The following is a 3,449-nucleotide window of genomic DNA, read 5'->3' as shown; positions in this document are numbered from 1 at the left end:
TCTCGAGCCGCAGCGCTGCCGCACCGACCCTGGTGAACGCGCAGTCCCCTGCACCTGAATCGCCTGCCGCTGCTCCGCACGACGGGTTCTGCCTCGACACCATGACCGTGGCCGATGTCGGACGTGGCGTGGGCAAGGCGCTCACCATCGGAGCCGGCATGGTGGGCGGCCTTGTGGGCATGATTGCCAACGGTGCCGCGGGCGGAGCGCACGGCATCGTCCATGGGGCCAACCTGCGAGAGAAGCAGGCTGAGGTGGGCTTTCAAGTTGCCTTCGCGGCGAATCTGGTGGCGGGGGGGGCGTTCGTGTATGGCACGAGTGCCGCTCTCGGAACCCTGGCCACCGGCGAGCAGACCTGGCGCACGCAGTCTGACGCCATGCGCCAGCAGACCTGCGACACGGTTGACCAGTACCTGACCAACGCACTGGCCCAGCTTCCGCCTGCGCCTCAACCCACCACAGCGCGTCTCGTGGGTCAGGCGGCCATCGGCGAGGTTGTAGGGGTCGCCGCCGGCGCCATGGTAGGCGCCCAGGGGGGGTACGTCGTGGGCACCCGTCTTGGCGAGAAGGCCGTGGCGTGGGCCGGCGACAAGCTCGCCGCCACGTTCGCCTGAGCCAACCTCCGCGCAATCTCTCGCGGCTCGTGCCGCAGACCCTCATATAGACAGAACCCTGGAGATCACAGTGAACAGCATCCGTCTTCCCCTCTCGTCGTCCTTCCTGATGGCGGCCGCACGCCCCGTGCGCCCCCTCACCCTCCAGCCGGCTGACCGCGCGCGGTTCGGCGACAGGCCTTCCTTCATCTCGTTCCAGAAGAGCGCGAGTCTCACTGCCCCGAAGCTCGACGTCAAGGCCGCGGCGACCGTCTCGCCTCGGCCTTCGTGGGGGCAGCGGCTGTGGTACTTCGCCACCGACGCCCTCGATGCCGGTCGCATCTTCGGCGCGGTGGGCGCGGCCGGCTGGATGGGGCAGGTGGCGCAGGTGTCGTCGATGGTCTGGGGGCCGGTCTTTGCAGGCATCGGCATGGCCGTGGGCGGCATCGAGATTGCCGCTTCGGCCAGCGCGAAGACCCGTTCCGAGCGGGTGCACCGCATCATCGGCGGCGGACTCGAGATGGCTGTCAGCGGTGCCGCCCTGCTCAGCACCACGGGGCTGGCCCCCGTGAGCGGCGCCGTTGCCACCGCCAGTCTCGTGGGGCTCAAGTTGCTCCACGACATGCTTCGCCGACCTGCGCCGGAAGCGTCTCGGTCGGCATAGCGGCACGGTTCGCAGCGCTTGCGAGGGGTTGGTACGGGGCGTGCCGTTCACGTGGTACGCTGTTGTACTTGAGTGTCACGCCCATCGGTCGTAAGGTTGTTTCAGCGGCGCCGCAGACGCCGACGAGATTTCTGGAGGACCGAAATGAACAGCCGCACCTCGCAAGACCTCATCGAATCCCTCGACGCCATGCTCGCCGATGTCTTTCCCGAGCTCTCCGCCAATCAGCGCCGGCAGCGTCTCATCGAGACCCTGGGCAAGGCGCCCGCTCCCGTCGTGACGAAGCCCTGCGAGGCGCAGCCGTCTGACACGCTTCGGGTCAACCTGCTCGGTCGCTTTGAGGCCCACGGTCCGGCGGGTCGCATCGACGAAGGCAGCTGGACCACCCAGAAGTCGATGCTCCTCTTCACCTATCTCGTGAATCGCAGCGGTCGCGCTATCCCGGATTCGGCGCTGATGGGCGCCTTCTGGGGCGACCGGGACGACGAGCACTCGCGGGGCAGCCTGCGCAACGCGATCTACCAGGTCCGGCTGGTGGTGTCGAAGGCACTGGGCGCCGACCTGCAGCTCGACCGCAACCGACGTAGCCGCGCCATCACCCTCACCCACCCCGTGGAGGTCGACACCGACGTGTTCGAACAGGGGGTGCAGGAGGCGGCCGCCTGTCTCGATGTGGACGCGCCCGCCGCAGCCCTCGAGGTTCTGCAGCGCGTGATGCCGCTCTATCGGGGGGAGCTGCTCGAAGGCTTTGACGACGAGTGGATCGAGACGCGGCGCGCGCACCTGGCCGAGCTGCACCTGCGCGGGCTGGGCATGATGATCCGCTGCCGCCTGGCCCTGGGCGAGGCAGCAGCGGCCGAGCAGACGGCACGCTACGCCATTCCCCTCGACGATCTGCGCGAGGAGTTCCACGGGGGGCTGATGGCCGCTCTCGTGGCGCAGGGTCGCCGCGCGGAGGCGTTCCGCCACTATCAGGATCTGGTCGAGCACTACGAGCGCGAGATCGGCCTGACGCCGAGCACGGTGCGCGATCTCTATGACAGCCTGCTGGGAGATGTGGCGCAGGTGACCCCGGTCGCTTCGCCGCAGCCTCGGCTGGCAAACGACAGGCGGCGTCGAGCATTCACCTGGCCCGCCGCCGAGACCCGCGTCATCCGCGCGGTGTCGTGACGCGGGGCTGCGCTTCGCCGGGCGCAGGGCCGTCATCGGCGTCCAGGATGGCGCAGAACGGGCCTGCGGCTTCGAAGCGGTAACCGCCACGGCGCCCTACCCGGGCTTCGTGGCGCACGATCCAGCGGGGGGCCGAGCGATCGGCCTCCACCAGATCGCGCAGCCGTGACACCGCCTTGCGCACCTCGAGGGCGCTAGATTCGCCTTCGTAGGGAAAGCCCCAGACCTGTGGCACGAGCGCTTCGGCGCTCGAGATCTCGCTGCCCGCGCGCACCAGGGTCGTGAGCAGCCGAAGGAGCACAGGGCGGCGGAAGATGGGTACGTCACCCTTCCCCTCGACGCGCAAGGTGCGTCTGGGCATGTCGAGGAAGAGCGCAAAGGTGTCGGCTCGCCCGCGCAGGCGCGTCAGCTCGTCTTCGGTGCAGGGGTGGCAGCCCTCACGCGTGACCACCACCAGTCGACCGTGGGGCTGAGCACCGCCCTGCACGCGCGCGAGCCCTTCTTGCAAGCGTCGGGCCTCGGCTTCGAGCCGCGGGTTTCCCAGGGTCGACGCGGTCTCGATGACCCGCTCGAGCAGCGCGTGGGCCTGCTCGTCACGGCCCGCGGCGTGGTGCAGGCGGGCCAGACGCAGCTCGGCCATGGCGACCCCCATGGCGTACCCCTGCCGGTTGAAGGCCTTGATGCTCTCGTCGAGGTGCGATGTCGCCAGGGTGAGGTTCCCCTCGGCTGCTTCGAGCGTGGCCAGATCGAGTCGGGCATAGGCCTGCACGTGCATGCCGCCGGCGCGCCCGCCGTCGCGCAGGTTCTCTTCAAGCGCCTCGCGGGCGGCCGCGTGCGCTCCGCAGCCCAGGAGTGCCAGTCCTTCCGCGTACCGAGCCCAGCAGGTCATGCGCACCGACGCGAGCGTGTGGGCGAGCGCCCGGCTCTCGCGGGCGAGCTGGAGTGCGATGTCGTAGCGACCTTCGAGCGCCTCGAGGGTCGCGCTGATGCGCAGCGCGTGGGCGCGCCCCGCCGTCGACCCG

General features: G+C 69.6%; 4 protein-coding genes. 3 read left to right on the top strand and 1 reads right to left on the bottom strand.

The window, feature by feature from the left end; translation table 11 throughout:
- Positions 1-32 precede the first annotated feature (32 nt).
- The 3 genes from EB084_21985 (at position 33) to EB084_21975 (ending at position 2,427) form a co-directional block, all read left to right on the top strand.
- Positions 33-614 (top strand): hypothetical protein, encoded by a 582-nt coding sequence (locus EB084_21985; protein NDD30934.1) that lies wholly within the window; start codon positions 33-35, stop codon positions 612-614.
- Positions 615-684: 70 nt separating this feature from the next.
- Positions 685-1,257, top strand: coding sequence for a hypothetical protein (locus tag EB084_21980; protein ID NDD30933.1), 573 nt, complete (start codon positions 685-687; stop codon positions 1,255-1,257).
- A 144-nt stretch (positions 1,258-1,401) separates the two neighbouring features.
- Positions 1,402-2,427 (top strand): hypothetical protein, encoded by a 1,026-nt coding sequence (locus EB084_21975; protein NDD30932.1) that lies wholly within the window; start codon positions 1,402-1,404, stop codon positions 2,425-2,427.
- On the opposite strand, the gene EB084_21970 is transcribed toward EB084_21975, so the two are convergent.
- The coding region (locus tag EB084_21970; protein NDD30931.1) for a hypothetical protein at positions 2,408-3,449 on the bottom strand (1,042 nt) is incomplete at its 5' end. The genes EB084_21975 and EB084_21970 overlap by 20 nt on opposite strands.

It is taken from the genome of Pseudomonadota bacterium, from assembly GCA_010028905.1.
Classification (GTDB): domain Bacteria; phylum Vulcanimicrobiota; class Xenobia; order RGZZ01; family RGZZ01; genus RGZZ01.
The sequence above is the reverse complement of the archived record's forward strand: the minus strand, read 5'-3'. Positions and strand labels throughout refer to the sequence as shown.

Bases quoted from the DNA above. Each gene is read 5' to 3' on its own strand.
- EB084_21975 (NDD30932.1), top strand. From the start codon at position 1,402: ATGAACAGCCGCACCTCGCAAGACCTCATCGAATCCCTCGACGCCATG.